The 1293-nt window shown below is 34.6% G+C and carries 1 protein-coding gene; it reads right to left on the minus strand.

Translation table 11 applies throughout. The features are described 5' to 3' along the window. Window positions 1-568: 568 nt before the first annotated feature. Entirely contained in the window at window positions 569-1129 is a 561-nt protein-coding gene (locus NXS07_RS20130; protein ID WP_258087523.1) for a hypothetical protein, read from the minus strand. Between the last annotated feature and the right edge of the window lie 164 nt (window positions 1130-1293).

Genomic DNA, 1293 nt, shown 5'->3' on the forward strand with positions numbered 1-1293 from the left:
AATACCGGGCACAACAATGTCACTGTCGCCGCCGGGGAAATCATCGGCTTACAGAGCAATTACGGCTGTAGTACTAGTTTATCCATTCAAATCACTCGGGCTAGATAATTTTCATTAAATTTGAAAACCGACACCCGTTAAAACCGCCTTGTCTTATTAGTGATAATTACATACTTTGAGTAGATTTATGAGATAGGATATAACAGAATTATTTATATATTCAAGCCTGAATAAAAAAACATCATTAAAATTGTGATTAACTTCACTTACTAAGCAAAATCAGATAATTACCTATTTTAAATTTCATGTAATACATCACATGAAAATCACACTGACGCGCTGTGCTTGCCTTCTCCCTATTAAATGGTTACGTATTCAAAGTGTGTACTATGAATGTCATTGTATTGCATTTAATGCTGTTGAGAGCATATGAATTGTTTTAAAACCTTAATCGTAAAGTTGTGCTGCAACCACAGCTTTCAACACATTAAATACACAACCGATTTTATCCATTACCCTGCTCATTGGTTCTCTCCATAATCTATTGATGTATTAGATATTTCCATTTTTAGCTGATTTTAATATCTGTTTCACTATTATCTGTTTGAGTAAGATTCCATTGCTTAAATTGTTCCCATTTAAGTAAATCTAGCTTAGGTGGAGCATTATAATGCTCTGTATTTAACTCACTATTTGGAAATGGGGCTGTAATTGATTCTATATGAGGAATGTTTTTAGCAACTTTCAGTTTACCTTCAAAATCTCCGTTAATTTTCTCCATTCTATTTAGTGTAGTGGCTGGGTTTAGTGCAATACTATGTTCACTAGACAGAAAATTAGATTTTAACCCAGCACTGCGTAATGCTTTCCAAGTGAAATCGATACAGCTATTGGAGTGCTCTTTGTAATAAAGGTCAAAATCTGGATTTTTTTCAGCTATAGCTAAATCACCATATTCTTTGAGCATATTATATTGTTCTTTTGTAATTTCCAGTGTGCGACTATAACGAGGTTTTTCATAATGCTTTGTATCATACTCAGTGACTGCTCCAGGTCCTGTCATACCTGTTGTTTTAGGGGAAAATCCATAGGGATTAATGGATTTTCTATCTGAAATTTCATACCACATATGCCCAGCCGCTGACGTTACTCGTCCATCTTTATCAAATCTAGGGTTGCCAAAATCCTCATTAAGAGGAGTACCTGGATATGCTGCATATATCCGTCGTCATTGAAGATGCTTGATTTTTCATTTGTATCAGATCATGATCGCGCTCATGAAAATTAATCTGA

It is taken from the genome of Xenorhabdus bovienii, assembly GCF_024721015.1.
GTDB lineage: Bacteria > Pseudomonadota > Gammaproteobacteria > Enterobacterales > Enterobacteriaceae > Xenorhabdus > Xenorhabdus bovienii.

Coding starts and splice junctions, on each gene's coding strand:
- NXS07_RS20130 (WP_258087523.1), bottom strand. CDS start 1,129: ATGTGGTATGAAATTTCAGATAGAAAATCCATTAATCCCTATGGATTT.